Source organism: Nocardia sp. NBC_00416 (assembly GCF_036032445.1).
GTDB lineage: Bacteria > Actinomycetota > Actinomycetes > Mycobacteriales > Mycobacteriaceae > Nocardia.
The window spans coordinates 1623484-1641821 of the sequence record NZ_CP107932.1; the positions used below are offsets into that span (position 1 = coordinate 1623484).

The window sequence follows — 18338 nt, forward strand, 5'->3', positions numbered from 1 at the left end:
CTGAGTCCGCGAAAGGCTGCACCTCACAACGACTCCCAAGGGACAATCAGTGCGCGGCCGACAACGTTCAGGAGAGCAGTTCGAGCCCGACAAGGGCCGCCCGCGCTCGGAAAATCGAATCTCCAGCGCTTCCTGCGGTGGGTAAGGTGGCGACGTGCATCGACTCCTTATCCTTCCGCCGCCCCGCTCCTGAGCGGGGCGGATTTTCGAGCGCGTTGAGCCGAGCACGGCCAGCGTGCGGTTCTCACGCGGGTGAGTTGAGCCAGCCCCGCTTCCGCGACCCATTCCTTTCGTCGCAGGAGCGCGAATTCTTATGCATACATCATTGGCGGCTGCACACCGCCGATCCAATACCGGACTGGCGTGCCTGGTCACTTCCGGAGTGCTGTGGGGAACCGGCGGGCTGTTCGGGAGCCTGCTCACCACTATCGTGGGCCTCTCGCCGCTCGCGGTCGCGGCCTATCGGCTCCTCCTCGGTGGTGTGATCATCGCTGTCTTCTTAATACTGGCGAGACGACCGCTACCCCGAGGGCGTGCAGCATGGACTCGTCTCGTCCTGATCGCGGGGTTATCCGCGCTGTTCCAGGGCTGCTACTTCGGCGCGGTGCGGCTGACCTCTGTCAGTCTGGCCACCCTGATCACGATCGCAGCGGGCCCAGTGCTCATGCTGGCGATAGAGCGGATCACGGGTCGATGCAAGGTCAACCGCTGGATGATCGCCACGATCGTCCTGTCGCTGGCCGGCCTCGCACTGCTAGTGGGACTGCCCTCGGGCGGATTCGCCGTGACCGCTCTGTTCGGCAGTGCGGGCTTGTCGCTGCTTGCCGCGGCCGGGTTCGTGGCCGTGACACTGTTGGGCGCTCGCCCGGTACACGCGTTGGATGATCTCACGACGATCGGGATCAGCTTCACCATCGGTGGCTTATTCCTGGCGCCGGTCGTGGAGATGACGACCGGCTTGGCGTTTCATCCCAGCCTTGCCGCACTCGGGCTGCTCCTGGGCCTGGCCACGGCCCCGACAGCAGTTGCGTACACGCTATATTTCCGAGGTCTTCGCAGCGTCAGCGCCACGGTCGCGACGATCGTCACGCTATTAGAACCGCTGACGGCCGCTGTTCTCGGCGCGTTCTTGCTCGGGGATCAACTCGGCATCACGGGTATGACGGGCGCGCTCATGTTGGCCGCGGCGGTCGTTGTCGCTCCGAAAGCACACCCATCCATGGCGAACTGATCAGGTTCCGCTGCCCCTATCTGGTCGAGGCAGCGGAACCTCAGGCCATCCCTCAACCGACAGGATCGGAACGCCTCGCTGCGTCCGCGTCAGCCGCATACACGACCGGAAGACCAACCGGAGAATTCGCTGGTTCAAAGAAGCTTCTTAGCGCGACTTTCCCGTCACTGGACCCCAAGTGCCTTCCCCGAGCCGCTGCACACCGAGCCACTGAGCGAACGCGCCGCCGACTATCTCGACGCCAAACGCCGACACCGCGGGCACTGGATCCCGGCAACCGATCCGGGACACACGCACTGAAGCGAGCCGCAACACACCGGCGAGGTCACGGATCCGTCCACCCCGGCAGAACCACCACACCGGCGCGCCACCCCCGCTACCATTGGTGATCCACATCACTATGCACCGGACCGTCCCCGACGGCGCGCGTGTCCGCGGCACACCGAAGCACCCGGGATCCGATCATGACCACAGATACCGCCTACCGGCATCAGACGGGCACACTCGTCCACACACTGCCCGCGGCATTCCAGCAAACCCTGACCCTGCGCCCCGACGCCGTCGCCCTGCGCACCGTCGGCGGCACCCGGGAGATCACCTGGCGCGAATACGGTGAACACGTACGCATACTCGCCGCGGGCCTATCCGCCCTCGGCGCCCGACGCGGCGACACCCTCGGCGTCATGCTCACCAACCGCCCCGAATTCAACCTCCTCGACACCGCCGCCCTGCACATCGGCGCCACCCCGTTCTCCGTCTACAACACCAGCTCGCCCGAGCAGATCGCACACACCTTCACCAACGCGGGAAACAAGATCGTCATCACCGAACAGCGGTTCCTCGACACCATCCACGCCGCAGGCGTGCCCATCGAACACCTCGTCGTCGTCGACGGCCCCGCCGAAGGCGCAAAAACCCTCACCGACCTCGAAAACGAATCCGACCCCGAATTCGATTTCGACGCCGCCTGGCAGGCCGTCGACCCCGACGACCTCGTCACCCTCATCTACACCTCCGGTACCACCGGACCTTCCAAAGGCGTAGAACTCACCCACCGCAACGTGCTCGCCCAACTCACCGCGCTCAACAGCGGACCCATGAACGTCGGACTCGACGATCGCGCACTGTCCTACCTACCCGCCGCCCACGTCGCCGACCGGATCTCCGGGCACGCCATCAACCTCGTCACCGGCATCCAGATCACCACCGTTCCCGACCCCCGAGAAGTCGCCGCCGCCCTACCGGACGCCCGGCCCACTGTGTTCTTCGGAGTCCCCCGCGTCTGGCAGAAGATCAAAGGCGGCGTCGAAGCGAAACTGTCCGCCGAAACCGGCGCCAAGAAAGCCCTCGCCGACTGGGCCGTCGCCACCGGGATCGCCGCCGCCAGAGCCGATCTCAACGGCACCGGACACGGCCCACTGCTGACCCTCCAGCACCGCGTCGCCGAGAAACTGTTACTCGCGAAACTGCGCGCCGCCCTCGGACTCGACCAACTCCGCGTCGCCTCCTCCGGCGCCGCGCCCATCCCAGCGGAAACACTCGAATTCTTCCTCGGACTCGGCTTCTGCGTCTCCGAAGTGTGGGGAATGTCGGAAACCAGCGGCGTCGCCACCTTCACCGAACTCGACCGGCCCCGGCCCGGTTCCGTCGGCCGCCCCGTCGACGGAGTCGAACTCCGTCTCGCCGACGACGGCGAAGTACTCGTACGCGGCGACATCGTCACCCACGGATATCGCGCAATGCCCGAGAAAACGGCGGAAGCCCTCGATTCCGAGGGTTGGCTGCACACCGGCGACATCGGTGCACTCGACGACGACGGCTACCTCCGGATCATCGACCGCAAAAAAGAACTCATCATCACCGAGAGCGGTAAGAACATCGCCCCCAGCAATATCGAGAACGCGGTCAAGGCGGTGTCCTCACTCGTCGGACAGGTGGTCGCGATCGGCGAAGCCGCCCCCTACATCAGCGCACTCATCGTGCTCGACCCCGACATGGCCGCCGTACGGGCAAAGGAGATCGATGCCGCCGCCGATACCGCGACCCTCGCCAGGCACCCCCGGATCATCGACGACATCCGCACCGCCGTCCGCGCCGGGAACCGGAAACTGTCGCGCATCGAACAGATCAAACGGTTCGCGATCGTCGACACCGCCTGGGAACCCGGCGGCGACGAACTCACCCTGAAGATGTCTCTCAAACGAGTACCGATCGCCGCCAAGTACGCGGAGCTGATCACAGCCCTCTACGCGGACCCGCCACCGGACGACATCATCGACGTCCGGGGCTGACGCCTCGGGAACCACCACAAACAGGGCGTGGCCCCGGCAGCTGCCGGGGCCACGCCCTGTCCGGAATTCACTTCTGCTCGTAAGTACCCACCAGAACCGCCCGCGCCAGCGTGTGCGAGAACAGGTTGAACCCGAGGAAGGCCGGTGACGCCTCCGGCGGAACACCCAGCGAATCCACATCCACCGCGTGCACCACGATGAAATAGCGGTGCGGGCCGTGACCCGCAGGCGGCGCCGCACCCACAAAACCAGCGAAACCACCGTCGTTGCGCAGCGTCACCGCACCTGTCGGCAACTGACCACCCTCACTACCGGCACCCGCCGGCAGCTCGGTCACCGACACCGGAATATCGGCCACCGCCCAATGCCAGAAACCGGAAGCCGTCGGCGCGTCCGGGTCGTAAACCGTCACCGCGAAACTCTTGGTGCCGGCCGGGAAACCCGACCAGCTCAGCTGCGGCGAGACATCCTTGCCGCCCGCGCCGAACACACCGCTCACCTGATCGTTGCCCAACGGCGCACCATCGGATAGATCGGCGGATGTCAGGGTGAACGACGGCACCGAGGGCAGCGCGTCATAAGGGTTGTCGGCCATGTTCTCCTCTTTCGAATCGGATCAGCTGTGCAACAAAAAGTGTTCCAGTACGCCGGTGCCGAATTCGAGCGCGTCGATCGGAACCCGTTCGTCGACACCGTGGAACAGGGCCGCGAAATCCAGCTCCGGCGGCAACCGCAGCGGCGCGAACCCGAAACACCGGATACCCAGATGCGCGAAAGCCTTCGCGTCCGTGCCTCCGGATAGCATGTACGGGACCGTGCGCCCCTGCGGATCGTGCGCCAGGATCGCATCGTTCATGGCGTCCACGAGGTGACCGTCGAAAGTCGTTTCGTAGGAGTCGAGTTTGGTGATCCACTCCCGCTCCACATCCGGGCCGATGAGCTCGTCGACCTCGCGCTCGAACTCGGCCTGCCGGCCCGGCACCACCCGGCAGTCCACCACCGCCTCCGCGGTCTGCGGGATGACGTTCGCCTTGTATCCGGCGTTCAACATGGTCGGGTTCGCGGTGTCGCGCAGTGTCGCCCCGATGATCCGGGAGATGGACCCGAGTTTCGCCAGCGTGCCCTCGATATCAGGGCTGCTCGGATCGAACACCAGCCCGGACTCCTCCGATACCGCGGCCAGGAACTCGGCCACCGAGTCGGAGAGCACCAGCGGGAACGTATGCGTGCCCAGTCGCGCCACCGCCGCGGCCAGGATCGTCACCGCGTTGTCCTCGTGCAGGAACGAACCGTGGCCCGCCCGTGCCTTCGCCCGCAGCCGCATCCAGCCCAGGCCCTTCTCCGCGGTCTCCACCAGATAGAGCCGCCGCTCGGTGCCGTCCGGCCGCGGGACCGTCAGTGAGAAACCGCCGACCTCCCCCACCGCCTCGGTCACGCCCTCGAACAGGTCCGGCCGGTTCTCCACCAGCCACTGAGATCCCCACTTCCCGCCGTTCTCTTCGTCGGCGAGGAAGGCGAACACCAGGTCCCGCGGCGGCACGGTGCCCTCGATCTTGAACTGGCGGGCCACCGCCAGCATCATCCCGACCATATCCTTCATATCGATCGCGCCCCGGCCCCAGACATAACCGTCCTGCACGGCGCCGGAGAACGGATGCACGCTCCAGTCCGCCGCCTCGGCCGGCACCACATCGAGATGCCCGTGCATCAGCAGCGCCCCGCGGCTGGAATCCGCCCCCGCCAGCCGCGCGAACACGTTCCCGCGGCCCGGCGCCCCGGACTCCACGTACTCCGTCGTGTATCCGGCTTCCTCCAACTGCTGCGCGACCCACTCGGCACACTCACGCTCACCCTTGGTGGTCGCCAGATCGCCGGTATTGGATGTATCGAAGCGAATCAGCGTACTGACCAGCTCCACCACCTCCGCCACGGCACGAGAACGAGGGGAACCCGAGTTATCACCTGTTGCGGCCACGCCCCTTTCCTACCATCTTCGGGGTCTTTGTTTCCTTTTGGCGCGGTTGGACAAGTGCGATTCATGGTTAGATGCGCATATCTACGTAAGGTGATTGTTTAGCTACCTCGGGATCTGGGCTGTTTGTTGACCTGGCGATATCTTCGACGAAGAGCCCCGGAGCTCTTCCAGGAAACCCGGCTCGGAAAGTACGGGAGCAACCCACTGGTGCATACGATCTCGGAGAGGGAAACCGCTCCCCTACCCCACCGCCGCGACAGCGTCCCCCAGCAGTCCGGGCCGATCGACACCCGGAACTATTCGGCGGGCAACTCGGAGAGGACCTTGCGCAGGTAATCCCGACTCTCGCCGGGAGTGAGGGCGATGACGCTGAGTTTGTTCATCACTGTCATGTACACCTCCACCTCCTGCTTCTTCTCCAGGTAGTGCGAGGTGGTGAGCTGCTCCATGTAGACCATGTCCGGCAGCTCGGGCTCCGGGAACCGGAGAATGCTGAACGAACCGCCGGCCGCGGGATGGCCGCCCACGTAATACGGCAGGACCTGGATCTTCACATTCGGCCGGTCGGACACCGCGATGAGATGTTCGATCTGGTCACGCAACTCCGGATAGCCGCCCACCGGGCGGCGCAGTGCGTTCTCGTCCACTACCGCCCACAGGGTCGGCGCCGTGGCACGGCTCAGGATGTCCTGACGGCGTATCCGCATACCGACACGCCGCTCGGTCTCGTCGTCGTTGCCCAGCGTGATCACCGAGCGGGCATAAGCCTTCGTCTGCAGCAGACCCGGCACGAACTGCGCCTCATAGGTACGGATGGTGGTCGCGGCCTGCTCCAGACCGAGATAGGTTTCGAACCAGTTCGGCAGCACATCGTTGAACGGCTGCCACCACCCCGGATCGTTCGCCTTCTTCATCAGGTCCAGATAGACGGCAAGCTCACCGGGATCATCGACTCCGTACAGTTTCAGCAGATCCAGCAGGTCCCGTTCCCGGAACCGGGTACGGCCCAGCTCGAGCCGACTGATCTTGGCATGCGAACCACGGATGTGATCACCGGCGTCCTCACGGCTGATACCGCACGCCTCGCGTAACCGCCGCAGTCTGCTGCCGAGCGAGATACGCAATACGGTCGGCCCACGATCGGCATCCGCCTGATCCGGGATATCGGAATCGTCGTGCTCGTTTGTCATGATCGCCTCTGGCCAGTTCGTGCTGTGCTGCATCGTACGGCGCCCGCCACCGACGAACCGCACCGGTCGGCAGGCGATCCTACTCTCCGGTAAGCGCGATTTCCGGCAACGCGCTCACCTCGGCCGGGGCCGGCAGTCGAGCGGCAACCGGCTGCCGCGGGCATGCGAATCGAATCCTACAGTGCCGCTTGCTCGTAGCTTCTTGCTGTTTGCGCGCGGTATCAGCTTCCCTTGCGTAAACTCCCTCACGACACGACGTCCGGCCTCACCTACCACCGCGAAGACCTGGGGAGACGACACCGATGAGGGCATCGGCAGACGGAGCGGATACCACTGGAGTGTCTCCCAGCGTACCGCGCGCCCCCTCGGATGGCGATGAGATTGCGGCCGGTTCATCCGACTTCCGCGAGATCCCCAGCTATCGCGCCGTAACCGTGCTCGATCGTAAGCCCTTGCCCGACAACACTTTAGCGCCCACCGGCCCGGCGGTCCCGACCCACCTCGCCCGGCAACGGACCGCTATGGTTGTCGCAGCTATCCGGAACCGGCCGCCCTCGGGCACCGCGGTTTCGCATCATGTGCTCGACGAACAGGACACAGCCGGGATCATGCGTCACCCACTACCGCCGTACGAGGTATCTCGCGGCCGGTGCCGCCCCCGCGCCCCGCGCGAGCCGGAGCGGACGGTTTCCGCAGTCCATCCTCATTGAAGCCCTCCGGAGCGCGGCCGGTAGCCGAAACCCCGGAGATGAACCCGATCCCGTAGACCGAGAGCAAGTGGAGGCCCCCGAATGTCAGACGAAGTCACCGCTACCGAAATCCGCAAGAAGCTGACCGAAGTCCTCGGTTATTCCAGTATCGACCTCGCCACCTCGAAGGACGGCGTCAACTGGGCCACCAGCGCCTACTTCGCCAATCTCGACGAGGACCTCTTCCGCCTCACTCTGATCCTGGAGGACACCGGCCGGACCCTCGACCAGCTCAGGGCCAACCCCAATGTGGGGGTGAAGGTGGTGCCCGGCGGTATCGCCGATCCCTTCGCCCAGGGACTGGGCACGGTGACACTGCGCGAGGAAGCCGACCGCGACGAGACCTTCCAGGCCCTGTTGCGCAAGGAGCCGCAGGTCGAGCCGTTCTTCGCCACCCCGGTGACCGCGATCGTCATCGATATCGACTGGTGGCGGGTCACCCATCTGGGTGGCGGCTGGCTTCCGGGCAAGGTACTCGACCGCGCTACGGACGCCTGACAGGAACGGACCCGGATCGACGGCATACCATCGCCCTGTTCGATTCGCAACGTAGAGAGAGGCATTCATGGCCGAACCGGCTCCTCGGACAGGGGTTCGAGCACCGGTCGGAGTGGACACCACCCGGCCGAGCATCGCCCGTGTCTACGACTACAGTCTCGGCGGTAAGGACAACTACGACGTCGACCGGGCCGCCTTCGAACAGATCCAGCAGATCGCCCCGGCTCAAGGCGATGTCTCCCGGATGAATCGACGCTGGCTACACCGAGTGGTGCGCTATCTGGCCGGGCCGGCCGGTATCGATCAATTCCTCGATATCGGCGCCGGGTTGCCGACCGTGGGCAATACACATCAGATCGCACAGCAGGAGAATCCGGACGCGAAGGTCGTCTACGTCGACAACGATCCAGTGTGCAACGCGCACGGCCGCGTGCTGCTCGAACAGAACGAGAACACGCACTTCATCTCCGGCGATCTACTCGAAGAGAACACCCTGCTGGAGAACAAGAACGTCCTCCAGTACCTGGATCCGGATCGGCCGGTCGGGATGATCCTGTGCGGGCTGCTGCACCATCTCGACGACGATCTCGACCCGCCCGGCGTGATGAGCAACTACATCTCCCGGCTGCCCGCCGGTTCCTATGTCGCGATCACCAATTTCTACGATCCGGCCGACGAGAATCCGGAACTGCACGACCTGTCGAAACGCCTGGAACGCGCGTTCACCGAAATGGGGCTGGGTTCGGGCTGGTACCGCACCCGCGAACAGCACCTCGAGTACTTCGCCGGACTGGAACTGATATCCCCCGGACTGGTCGAGCTCGAGGACTGGTGGCCCGCCGGACCGGCGACGCGACCCCGGCTGCCCGAGGAACGGCTCGTGGCCGGCGGACTCGGATTCAAACCCCGCGTCGAAAATGTGCGACTGCACAGCGTCATCGGAAACGCGTAACGTCGCGCGGCGTTGTCCGGTAATGGACGGGCGCCGGGTCCCGCCCGGCGTCCGCCACCCCCGGACGACAGCGAATGCCGCTGGCGCGCACTCTGTTTCACAATTACGCCGATCCGGCTCGGATACCGCGCCGACTGCGCGCATCCGGGCTAGGCTCGGATCCACTCCGAGGACGCGAACCCCTTGTAGCGCAGCTCGATCGGCGGCAATTGCCCACCCAGGCGCCGCGCTCTACGCTGGGTGACCTGACTCACATTTCATACTTGTTTCTTTCGTGCAGAGAGAGGTCGACATGGCCGAACCGGCTCACCGGACCGGCGTTCGCAAACCAGTAGGGGTGGATACCACCCGGGCCAGTATCGCCCGTGTCTACGACTACAGTCTCGGCGGTAAGGACAACTACGACGTCGACCGCGCCGCCTACGCCTCGATCCTGGAGGTCGCGCCCCGCCAGGGCGACGTCTCCATCATGAACCGGCGGTGGCTACACCGAGTCACCCGGCATCTCGCCGGCGCCGCCGGAATCGACCAGTTCCTCGATATCGGTGCGGGATTGCCGACGGTGGCCAACACGCACGAGGTCGCGCAACAGCAGAATCCCGACGCGCAGGTCATCTACGTCGACAACGATCCCGTGTGCAACGCCCACGGACGCGTGCTGCTCGAACAGAACGAGAACACGCACTTCGTACCGGCGGACCTGCTCGAAACGGATACGCTGCTGCGAAATTCCGATATCACCCGCTACCTAGATATGGACCGGCCCATCGGGCTCATCCTATGCGGGCTGCTGCACCACGTCGACGACGAACTCGATCCGGTCGCCATGATGCACAAATACGTCGAACTGCTGCCACCGGGTTCCTATCTGGCGATCAGCCACTTCTACGATCCCGGGCCAGCGGATCCGGAACTGCACGCGCTCGCGAAGGAACTCGAACGGCGATTCACCGAAAAAGGCCTGGGTTCGGGCTGGTATCGCACCACCGAGCAGATCCTCGAATACTTCTGCGGGCTCGAACTCATCGAACCGGGCCTCGTCCAACTCGACGACTGGTGGCCGGCGGGCCCGCCGCTACGCGAACAGTATCCCGAGGAACGAGTCATGGTCGGCGGTGTCGCCTACAAACCGGCGGACAACAGCACCGACCAGCCGAGCTGACCCGAGCGCCCGGACCGGGCCCGCCGCTATCCGTTGACGCGACGGAACGCGGCGAGGATCCCGGCCGGGATCCGGCCGCGCGCCGACACCTCGTGTCCGTTGCGCACCGCCCATTCCCGGATCAGTTTCGCGGAGGCCGACCGGGTCGGCCGATCTCGCTTCGTGCGCGTCGCTCGTCCTGCCTTGCGCCCGAAGGGGGTCCACTTACCGAGGACTGCGCGCAACTCCCCCGCGTTGGCCTCGGTCAGGTCGATCTCGTACGTCACGCCCTCGAAAGCGAACACCACCGTTTCGGCTGCGGGTGATTCGCCGTCGAGGTCATCTATCAAAGTGATGACGACCTTGCGCACCATGGGCCTGCTCCTCCCGATCCCCAATTACCTTGCCAAATATGACATCAGCCAACCCCGCGGCTGTGCGAATCCGCGCCTGCCCGCAGCGCCGGCACAGCGACCTCGTCCGGGGGATGCGAGCATACCGCTCTCGTTGTGGGCGATGTCGCCGGGGCGTGGTCGGGTCGCGCGGGCTACCGTGGCCAGGCCGGACGAGAGGAGCCACGGATGGGCGCGCACGAGGCGGATCAGCCCGAAATCATCGAATATCGGTTGCCGCATCTGTCGATCACCGCACTGGCCTGGGGTGATCCCGCCGGCCGACTGGCACTGTGCCTGCACGGGTTCCCCGACAGCGCGTGGACCTGGCGCCATCTCGGTCCCGCGCTCGCCGCGCGCGGGTTCCGGGTCGTCGCTCCCTTCACACGGGGGTATGCGCCCACTGCTGTACCAGATGACGGCGACTACCACCTGGGCGCGCTCGCCTACGACGTGCTCGCACTGCACCGCGCGCTCGGCGCACCGCGCGACGCGGTACTGATCGGGCACGATTGGGGCGCGTTGACCACGAATACGGTTGCCGCACATCCTGATTGCCCATTTCACCGGGTGGCGTCGCTGGCAGTTCCGCCGATCCCGGCGATGCGACCCCGCCGTGGCGCCGGAGTCGGGGCTTATCTACGACAGTTGCGGTTCAGCTGGTACATCCTGTTCAACCAGCTGCCGGGGATCAGCGAACGCGCCCTGGACCGATTGATCCCGCGGTTGTGGCACGACTGGTCCCCCGGCTACGACGCCGATTCCGATATCGCGCACGCCCTGGCCGCGTTGCCCACCCACGCACATCGGCGCGCAGCCCTGTCCTATTACCGCGCGTTCGCACGAGTCGCAGGGAAACCGCCCGCCCCGTATACGGAACTCCATCGTCATTGGGACGGCGCGCCGCGGGTGCCGATGCTGTATCTGCACGGTGGCGCCGACACCACAATGCACCCCGCGTTCACCGCGGGAGTGCGGGACGTGCTGACACCGTCGGGGGGAACCTGCGAGACACTCGCCGGAGCCGGGCACTTCCTGCACCTCGAACAGCCCCACGACGTGGCACGGCTGATCGGAGATTTCTTCACCGGCGACGCGGAACAAGAATCCTGACGCCACTCCCCCACGGTCCGTCTGTGGTTTCTTCGTCCTCCACGGTCCGCGGCGCAACAACCCGAGCCGATACGCCTTCGATTCCGCTATGTTTCCGATCACATACGCGATAGTCCCGCTTTCGCGACTATTACGCGCAGCCATATGATCGCGCGGTGGCAAGTGAGAAGGAGACGAGCACCCTGATCGAGCACTTCGTGCTCGCCGTCTGCGATCCGGGACGCTGGCAGGGTGTAGACCGGCTGGCCGAACTGGACCTGACACTGTCACAGGCCCGGGTGCTGTTCAGCGTCGTCCGGCACACCGAGCCCCAACCGATCCACACCATCGCGGGCGAACTCGGCCTATCGATGACCGCAGCCGGACGCAATGTCGACCGGCTCGTGCGCCTGGATCTGCTCACCCGGGAGGAAAGCCCCACCGACCGGCGGGTCAAACTCGTCGGCCCCACCGAACACGGGCATCACCTCGCCTGGGATCAGATCGCCGTACATCGGGCGACGATCGACAAGGTCGTCGCCAACCTGCCCGAGGCGTTGCGGAAGGACCTCGAAAGGGTTCTCGCCGCAGTGCTCGAGTCCGGGGCCGTTCACGACGTCGTGGCGTGGCCCCCCGCATCCTCAGGAGACAATTCGTGAACGCAAGCCCAGCCCCCGCGACCGACGCGGGGGCTTCGGACAGAATCGACGCATCGGTCCTCAAATTGGCCGGTGTCGTCGTTCTCGGCGCCATCATGTCCATTCTGGACATCACGGTGGTCAACGTCGCCATGCCGACGTTCCAGACCGAGTTCGATGTCGCCAATTACTCCACTGTGGCCTGGACTGTCACCGCCTACACCCTGGCTCTGGCCACGGTCATCCCGTTGACCGGGTGGGCGGCCGACCGATTCGGCACCAAACGGCTCTATATGACGGCTCTGGTGCTGTTCACCCTCGGTTCGGTGCTGTGCGCGCTGTCGTGGAACATCGGCGCGCTCATCGGATTCCGGGTGATCCAAGGCCTCGGTGGCGGCATGCTCATGCCACTGGGTATGACCATCATGACCAAAGCGGCCGGACCGGAGCGGATGGGTCGGCTGATGGCGATCCTCGGTGTGCCGATGCTGCTGGGGCCGATCCTCGGCCCGATCCTGGGTGGCTGGCTCATCGAAGACGCTTCCTGGCACTGGATCTTCCTGATCAACCTGCCGCTCGGCGCCATCGCGCTGGTCTACTCCTGGTTCGTCCTGCCGAAGGACGAGGCGCACGCCAGTGAACCGTTCGATTTCGTGGGCATGCTGATGCTGTCGCCGGGCCTGGCGCTCTTCCTGTTCGGTATCTCCTCCATTCCGGAAGAGGGCACCGTCGGCACCCCGAAGGTGTGGGCGACCATGCTGGCCGGCGGCGCCTTGGTGGTCGCGTTCGTCTTCTACTCGTTCAAGCCCAAGAATCCGCTGCTGGACCTGCGCCTGTTCAAGAACCGCGATCTGACCGTCGCCACGGTCACCATGTTCCTGTTCTCCGCCTCGTTCTTCGGCGGACTGCTGCTGATCCCCACCTATTTCCAGCAGGTGCGGGGAGAGAGTGCGCTGATGGCCGGGCTGCTGGTGGCGCCGCAGGGCATCGGCTCACTGCTCACCATGCCGATCGCGGGCATGCTCGTGGACAAGGTGCCGGTCGGCCGAGTGGTGCCGGTCGGGTTGGCGATTCTGGCCGCGACCATGTTCGGGCTCACCCAGATCGAGGCCGACAGCTCCTACCTGTACGTGCTCGGCGTGCTGTTCGTCATGGGTCTCGGCATGGGCCTCACGATGATGCCGCTGATGACCGCCGCGCTCCGCACCCTGAAGGAAGCTCAGGTCGCCCGCGGGTCCACACTGCTGAACATCATTCAGCAGATCGCCAGTTCGGTGGGCGTCGCGGTGATCTCGGTGGTCCTGACCAACCGGATGAAGAATTCCGAGGCGGTATCGGCCGGACAGGCGATGATGGAAGCCCAGCGGACCGGCGAGCAGCCCGACCCGTCGGTGCTGCAGTATGTCGCGGGGCTGGGTGACAAGTTCCAATCCGTGATGCTGGGCGAGCTGTCGGATGCCTACGCCGGCACCTTCTGGGTGGCATTCGTGCTGTGCGTCCTCACCCTCGCGTTCTCGGTAATGCTCCCGCGCAAAGCGAGTGCCGTGGAGAAAACCGAATCCGAAACGCCCACACCGGTGCTCATGCACTGACCGGCGATTCCGGACCCCGCCGCCCGCCCGAGCCGACCCGGTTCAGGCGGGCGGTTGCGTTTTCCGGAACCAGTCGAGGATCTGCGGTAGCGCGGTGCGGACGGTGTCACCGTGGTCGATATCACCGAGATCGACCAGTTCTGCGGTACCGCCGAGTTCTGCTTTCATACACCGCTGCGAGTTCTCGAAGGGGACGCTGCGATCACCGCGAGCCGCGTAGAGCCGGACCGGGACATCCGATGCCCAGTCGCAAACGGTGTCGCTGTCGTCCATGGCACGCAGCGCGGCGCCGGTGGGGTTCGCCGCCAGGGCCAGGAACTCCGGGGTGAGCAACTTCTGCGGACTGTTCGGCAGACCCGAGGTCACCGCCAGTAGATCGTGGTAACCGTCGAACAACCCCTCGATCCGTTGCGCGTAAGGCGGCTGGAACGCCTCGGCCGGATCGTCGTAGACGTGATAGATCCGGTTCATCGCGGTGATCCAATACCCCAGGTAGAGCACCGCGCGCCGGCCCTCGACGCGGCCGTCCAGCGCGGCCGGGGCCTGCACCTCCCGGACGGCGTAGGCGCCGCTCACCGCGGCGGACGCGGCCAGCCCGAAACCCGGCACCGTCCCGCCGCGCAGTTCCCGAGCGAGTGCGAGCGCGGCCTGGGCGCCCTGGGAGAACCCGGTGACCAGAACCCCGGGATCCAGTTCACGGTGCTGATCGGCGAGCAGGGCCCGGGCCGCGAGCAGCAGATCCGCCGAGGCGGACGCCTCCGTGGGGGCGTGCGCATACGGGTGCGCGCCCGGACCTTCACCGAGACCGAGATAGTCCGGCGCGACCGCGGCGTAACCCGCGGCGGCGAACTGTACCGTGCGGGCGCGTTCGGTCTCTCCATCGGCCGAGGGCGCCTCGTCCCGGCGCACCGTTGTGCCGTGCGCGTAGGAGACCAGCCGCAACCGCTCGGTCGCGGTATCGGGTACGAGGACCAGACCGCTCGCGGTGGTCGGCGTCCCGTCGGCCGCGACGGTTTCGTACACGACCCGGTGCGCGCGGACCCCGTTCGCCGCCGCCACGGGATACTTCCACTCCGCGAGATAGTCGCTCGTCTCCGGGCCCGTCATCTCGAAGACCGGCGCCACCGAGACGATCGCCCCGCGCGACGACGGGCGGGCGACATCTTCCGCACCCCCGCACGCGCCGGCGGCGAGGCAGAGCACGCTCATCATCGATAGCAGCGCCCGCCGCACGTTCACTCTCGCCTCCCGGCTGTGGACTCGATTCGATCGGGGCTCACCGTACCGAACGGGCCGCGCCCAGGGTCCGGCGCGGCGCGACTGCCGATACCGTGACCGGCCAAGGCTTTCCGGCGTCATGTCCGCGCCGCGAAACAACTGCCGGGCCGCGGGCGATGACATGGTCGTGAACACCGAAGCACTACCGCCGGCCGAGCGGCGAGATACGGTGCGACGTCTCGTCGCGCTGTGTCATATCGTCAACGACCTCGTCGAGCTCGCCGAGACGGAATCGACGACCGGCGGACCGGCCTCGGAGCTGCTGTGTGCGCACGCACAACAGATCCAGACCGCGGTACGCGACATCGTGGTGGACCTCGTGGCCAACGGTAGGGCGGCCCGTTCGGACGCCGCCTGAGCAATGATCCGCCGGGCCGCGGGCACCGGTCCACGCAGGCTCGGTGCGCTATTCCCACTCGTGGACGCAGAATTAAACTGGGGCGATGGTCAAGGCGACCCCGTGGGGAGCGAGCGAAGGTGACGGCGCCACCTCGTCGGGCGCGGTCCGTACCGCGAAACAGGCCGGAACCTCGGCGATCCCTTCCTCGACTGCCGCTCCGGCCGCCCCCGGCGATGAGCGTGCCGCGGTCTGGGAGCAGCGGCGTGCGGTCGCCCGCGCCGGGCTGAGACGAGCGCGTGAACGAGCCGAGGACATCCGCGCCGCGCCGCGAATGAGCGGAAAATGGGGTTACGTGTTCACCGCTCTCGGCGGTGTCATCACCTTCATCCTCATGTTCCAGCATTGGATGGTCGCGGAAGGGCCGGACGGTCTGGCCGAAGCCACCCCGTTCGGGCAGGTCGACTCCACCACCCGCTATCTCACGGTCTGGTCGTCACAGGGACCGCCGCCCTCTGCCGACCTCACCGGGTCGTGGGCCGTCGCCGCCAGCAGCATGATCGCACTCACCATCGCGGCGATAGCGATCTACATCATCACCGACTCGCAGCGTTTCGCACGTATCGCCACCAGTGGCGCCGTGCTCAGTACCCTGCTGGTCATCGCCAACATGCTGTATCTGACGGCCCGGCAGAAAGCCCTCAAGAACATGACGATCCGCCGGTGGGATCTGGGGGGCCAGCTGGGTTCCTGGATCAACTGGGCGGTGAACGACGGCACGAAACCGGTCGCGGGCCTGAACGAGGTGGATTACGTCGCGAGCGGCACGATCACCACCGCCGCGATCGTGGCGGTCCTCATCTCGGTCGGGTCCGCGGTGGTCGCGGTGGCGGCCCTGCCGCGCAGTGCCCGCGGGGCGCGAATGCCGTGGAAGATCAGCGTATCCCGCGAGGCTTCGACGAATGTCGTGTCGAGCACCGAGCAGCCGGGGACCAGTGCCCGGACTACGCCGGCACCGGAATCCGGCTCCGCTGCGACCCCGACCGTGGCCGCAGCGGAGACCGCACCGGAGCCGGCACAGGCCACCGCCGAGCGGGCGCCGGCGGACGATCCGGACGCTACCGGCGGGCCCGGGCCGACGACACCCGGCTAGTGCCGGGTGGTCCCGGAATGTCAGTCCTGCGCGACCCGGACCTCGACATCGATATTGCCCCGGGTCGCGTTGCTGTACGGGCAAACCTGATGCGCCTTGTCGGCCAGCGCCTGCGCTTCCTCGTCGGACAGATGCGGCAGCGTGACCTCGAGAACCACCGACAGCCCGAAACCCCCGCCCTCGACGGTGCCGATGCCCACGGTGGCGCCCACCGCCGAATCGTTGACGTTCGCCTTGGCCTGAGATCCCACCAGACGCAGCGCCGAGTGGAAGCAGGCCGCGTACCCGGCGGCGAACAGCAGCTCCGGGTTGGCCCCACCCCCACTGCCGCCCATTTCCTTGGGCACGGCCAGTTCCAGGTCGATACTGCCGTCGGTCGTACGGGTATGGCCGTTGCGGCCGTCGCCGGTGGCCAGGGCCTCGGCCGTGTACAGCACACGCATCACACCGTCTCCTCTGCTCGTGTCACGCACGGTTGTCGATATCGCCGCCCGCAGCCCGTGCCGCGGGGCTGTGCGCAGTGTAGTGTCGCGCGCGGTGCCGGATCAGTTGCGGCACAGGGGAGGTTCTGAAATCCCATCCAGCGGCCCCCTATCGGATCGAGCGATCGCGAGGCATATGTTCCCGGACCAGATTTCCACCGATTATCCGATCTCACCCATCCCCGATGACGTCTATGGGCGCGGCGCGCCGATCCCCGCACCGCGGACACCGGATCTGGTCGTCACCGCGCTGCTGTGGTTCCTGCTCGCGACGCTGGCCATCGTGTCGGTCGCGATCTCGCCATGGTTCCTGCTCGCGACCGGGGTGTGTGAGGGGCGGGCGGACTGCAGCACCGATCCGAGCACAGGGAACTGGATCATCGTGCTCGGCGGTTGTCTCGGATTTCTGTTCGGGGCCGCGACGACTGTCAATGCCGCGCGCAGCGGCCGCGCGCTCTATCCCGGCGCGCTGGTCGGAGTGGTGCTGGTACTCGCCGCCTGGCTGGCGGGTTCATTTCTGATGGGTTGACGCCGGGGCGCTGCGGGTCCGCCGCCGGACCCGCAGCGCGGCGGTTCACGAGCGGGCAGTCGCGAAACGGCGGTCGGTGTAGCGGCGCAGATTCGCCAGAAACCGCCGGAACGCCACATTCATGAACGGTCCCGCGACGAACGAGGTGAACCGGGCAGGACCCGCCAGACGCTGCGCCAGCGTCCAGGTCAGCCGACAGCCCTCGGGGGTTTCCACCACCCGGTAGTCCTCGGCGAAAGCCGCCACGGCACCGGTGGAGCAATTGTTGAACCGGAAGGCCATCCGGGTGTTCGGCTCCCAGGCCAGGAACTCCTCGTCGCCGGTGATACCCCCGCGCATATCGACCAACCTGGTGGTGCCGACCCCGCGGGGTTCGGGACTGGTCCAGGTGACCTTGGTGATCACCGTCGCCCACTGTGGCCACGACTCGGCATCGGCCAGCACTTCGAAGAGCTGCGCCGGGGTGATCGCCAGGTCCACGCTGTTGCTGAACTTCAGTGGGGCGTTGTCGATGAACTCGAGGCCGACACGTTCACACGGCCGCAGGGTGCTCATGACCGGCCACCGCCGATTCCACTCACCCGTTCCCGGTCGGCACGGTTGTTCATGCGCAGGATCCTCTCGTCGCTCGGCACAGCCGAGCCGTCCCGGCTGTGCACCGATGGTTACACCTGTCCAGTCATCTGTCCATAGCGCTGGACTCCGCGGCGCGCGCCGCAGCGGTTGGGACCGGGCGCAGCAAAAGCCGAGCCGGACTGGCCTCCTTCACAGAATCCACCGATTGCGCCCTGCCGGGCGGACCGCGGATATTAGCTTCC

The 18338-nt window shown here is 66.2% G+C and carries 18 protein-coding genes; 11 read left to right on the top strand and 7 right to left on the bottom strand.

Annotated elements, in window-relative coordinates; all coding sequences use genetic code 11:
- Positions 1-313 precede the first annotated feature (313 nt).
- Both OG804_RS07230 and OG804_RS07235 read left to right on the top strand, forming a co-directional pair.
- Positions 314-1231: a DMT family transporter gene (locus tag OG804_RS07230; RefSeq protein ID WP_328395166.1), complete on the top strand. Its 918-nt coding sequence runs from the start codon at positions 314-316 to the stop codon at positions 1229-1231.
- A 464-nt stretch (positions 1232-1695) separates the two neighbouring features.
- On the top strand, positions 1696-3522 hold the full coding sequence (locus tag OG804_RS07235) for an AMP-dependent synthetase/ligase (RefSeq protein WP_328395168.1): 1827 nt from the start codon (positions 1696-1698) through the stop codon (positions 3520-3522).
- Positions 3523-3589: 67 nt separating this feature from the next.
- Here OG804_RS07235 and OG804_RS07240 read toward each other — a convergent pair whose 3' ends face one another.
- The 3 genes from OG804_RS07240 to OG804_RS07250 all read right to left on the bottom strand — a co-directional run bounded on the left by OG804_RS07240 (position 3590) and on the right by OG804_RS07250 (position 6687).
- A complete protein-coding gene (locus OG804_RS07240; protein ID WP_328395170.1) occupies positions 3590-4117 on the bottom strand; it encodes a YbhB/YbcL family Raf kinase inhibitor-like protein in 528 nt (175 codons plus the stop codon).
- A 21-nt stretch (positions 4118-4138) separates the two neighbouring features.
- Positions 4139-5452, bottom strand: coding sequence for a M20/M25/M40 family metallo-hydrolase (locus OG804_RS07245; RefSeq protein ID WP_328395172.1), 1314 nt, complete (start codon positions 5450-5452; stop codon positions 4139-4141).
- Positions 5453-5793: 341 nt separating this feature from the next.
- Entirely contained in the window at positions 5794-6687 is an 894-nt protein-coding gene (locus OG804_RS07250) for a helix-turn-helix domain-containing protein (protein WP_328395174.1), read from the bottom strand.
- A 791-nt stretch (positions 6688-7478) separates the two neighbouring features.
- Between OG804_RS07250 and OG804_RS07255 the strand changes: the two genes are divergently transcribed.
- The 3 genes from OG804_RS07255 to OG804_RS07265 all read left to right on the top strand — a co-directional run bounded on the left by OG804_RS07255 (position 7479) and on the right by OG804_RS07265 (position 10048).
- Positions 7479-7934, top strand: a complete 456-nt coding sequence (locus OG804_RS07255; protein WP_328395176.1) for a hypothetical protein — start codon at positions 7479-7481, stop codon at positions 7932-7934.
- Between the two features lie 112 nt (positions 7935-8046).
- Positions 8047-8886: an SAM-dependent methyltransferase gene (locus tag OG804_RS07260; protein ID WP_328395178.1), complete on the top strand. Its 840-nt coding sequence runs from the start codon at positions 8047-8049 to the stop codon at positions 8884-8886.
- 292 nt (positions 8887-9178) lie between these two features.
- A complete protein-coding gene (locus tag OG804_RS07265) occupies positions 9179-10048 on the top strand; it encodes an SAM-dependent methyltransferase (protein WP_328395180.1) in 870 nt (289 codons plus the stop codon).
- A 26-nt stretch (positions 10049-10074) separates the two neighbouring features.
- Here OG804_RS07265 and OG804_RS07270 read toward each other — a convergent pair whose 3' ends face one another.
- Positions 10075-10401, bottom strand: coding sequence for a histone-like nucleoid-structuring protein Lsr2 (locus tag OG804_RS07270; protein ID WP_328395182.1), 327 nt, complete (start codon positions 10399-10401; stop codon positions 10075-10077).
- 207 nt (positions 10402-10608) lie between these two features.
- Between OG804_RS07270 and OG804_RS07275 the strand changes: the two genes are divergently transcribed.
- The 3 genes from OG804_RS07275 to OG804_RS07285 all read left to right on the top strand — a co-directional run bounded on the left by OG804_RS07275 (position 10609) and on the right by OG804_RS07285 (position 13741).
- On the top strand, positions 10609-11532 hold the full coding sequence (locus OG804_RS07275) for an alpha/beta fold hydrolase (protein WP_328395184.1): 924 nt from the start codon (positions 10609-10611) through the stop codon (positions 11530-11532).
- A gap of 155 nt (positions 11533-11687) precedes the next feature.
- Positions 11688-12170, top strand: a complete 483-nt coding sequence (locus tag OG804_RS07280; protein ID WP_328395186.1) for a MarR family winged helix-turn-helix transcriptional regulator — start codon at positions 11688-11690, stop codon at positions 12168-12170.
- Complete coding sequence (locus OG804_RS07285; RefSeq protein WP_328395188.1) at positions 12167-13741, top strand: DHA2 family efflux MFS transporter permease subunit; 1575 nt, start codon at positions 12167-12169, stop codon at positions 13739-13741. Before OG804_RS07280 ends, OG804_RS07285 begins: the two co-directional genes overlap by 4 nt.
- A 42-nt stretch (positions 13742-13783) precedes the next feature.
- Here OG804_RS07285 and OG804_RS07290 read toward each other — a convergent pair whose 3' ends face one another.
- A complete protein-coding gene (locus OG804_RS07290; RefSeq protein ID WP_328395190.1) occupies positions 13784-14980 on the bottom strand; it encodes a hypothetical protein in 1197 nt (398 codons plus the stop codon).
- Positions 14981-15098: 118 nt separating this feature from the next.
- On the opposite strand from OG804_RS07290, the gene OG804_RS07295 reads away from it, so the two are divergent.
- Both OG804_RS07295 and OG804_RS07300 read left to right on the top strand, forming a co-directional pair.
- Positions 15099-15377, top strand: coding sequence for a hypothetical protein (locus OG804_RS07295; protein WP_328395192.1), 279 nt, complete (start codon positions 15099-15101; stop codon positions 15375-15377).
- Between the two features lie 85 nt (positions 15378-15462).
- On the top strand, positions 15463-16509 hold the full coding sequence (locus OG804_RS07300) for a hypothetical protein (protein WP_328395194.1): 1047 nt from the start codon (positions 15463-15465) through the stop codon (positions 16507-16509).
- A 20-nt stretch (positions 16510-16529) separates the two neighbouring features.
- Here the strand turns inward: OG804_RS07300 and OG804_RS07305 are convergent, their stop codons facing one another.
- Entirely contained in the window at positions 16530-16952 is a 423-nt protein-coding gene (locus OG804_RS07305) for an organic hydroperoxide resistance protein (RefSeq protein ID WP_328398277.1), read from the bottom strand.
- Between the two features lie 175 nt (positions 16953-17127).
- On the opposite strand from OG804_RS07305, the gene OG804_RS07310 reads away from it, so the two are divergent.
- Complete coding sequence (locus OG804_RS07310) at positions 17128-17520, top strand: hypothetical protein (RefSeq protein ID WP_328395196.1); 393 nt, start codon at positions 17128-17130, stop codon at positions 17518-17520.
- 45 nt (positions 17521-17565) lie between these two features.
- On the opposite strand, the gene OG804_RS07315 is transcribed toward OG804_RS07310, so the two are convergent.
- Positions 17566-18066: an SRPBCC family protein gene (locus tag OG804_RS07315; protein WP_328398278.1), complete on the bottom strand. Its 501-nt coding sequence runs from the start codon at positions 18064-18066 to the stop codon at positions 17566-17568.
- Positions 18067-18338: the final 272 nt, after the last annotated feature.